The following is a 744-nucleotide window of genomic DNA, read 5'->3' as shown; positions in this document are numbered from 1 at the left end:
CAACTTCTCTTATCAAATGGATATCAAATTCCAAAGCGTTTCACTGTCAAGGCTGCCGACGGGATAACGGATTTGTACGGAATACTGATTCCTCCTGCAAAAATAAACAAAGGTTGTAAATATCCCATCCTAGATTATATGTATGGGGGCCCTCAAATAACTCACACACCGAAAGAATTTACTTGGGGGGGGGAGTATAGATTAGGGCTACCAGTTGATCAAGTGGGCGGTGCTCAATCTTTTGCACAGCTTGGTTTTGCTGTTATTCTAATGGATGGAAGAGGTACTCCTTATAGGTCGAAGGATTTTCATGATTTTTCTGATGGGAAGCTGGAATGGTCTGCAGGCCTTGAAGATCATGTGGCAGCTATTAAGCAACTTGCGGAACAGTATCCTTTTGTAGATTCAGAGAAAGTAGGCATTTACGGCGATTCTGGAGGGGGATATGCAGCCGCTCGAGCTATACTGGCTTATCCGGATGTGTATAAGGTGGCTGTGTCAGGATGCGGGAACCATGATCAACGCTTATACTTAGCAGCTTGGGGAGAACGATTTCAAGGGCTTTTCAATTCAGAACTATACCGTGAACAAGATAATACTAGATTGGTTAAGAACCTAAATGGAAAGTTACTTTTGGCAACAGGAGACCTGGATGATAATGTCCCTCCCGCTTTAACCATGCGAATGGCAAATGCTTTGATTAAAGAAAACAAAGACTTTGACCTGCTGATTCTTCCTAATCGG

At 43.1% G+C, this 744-nt stretch carries 1 protein-coding gene; it reads left to right on the top strand.

Going from position 1 to position 744, the window contains the following annotated elements; all coding sequences use genetic code 11:
* Positions 1 to 72: 72 nt before the first annotated feature.
* Positions 73 to 744, top strand: a 672-nt coding sequence (locus HRG09_RS28245) for an alpha/beta hydrolase family protein (RefSeq protein ID WP_254610210.1), incomplete at its 3' end; no start/stop codon positions are given.

It is taken from the genome of Bacillus sp. Xin1, assembly GCF_013314535.1.
Lineage (GTDB): Bacteria > Bacillota > Bacilli > Bacillales > Bacillaceae_G > Bacillus_A.
The sequence above is the reverse complement of the archived record's forward strand: the minus strand, read 5'-3'. Positions and strand labels throughout refer to the sequence as shown.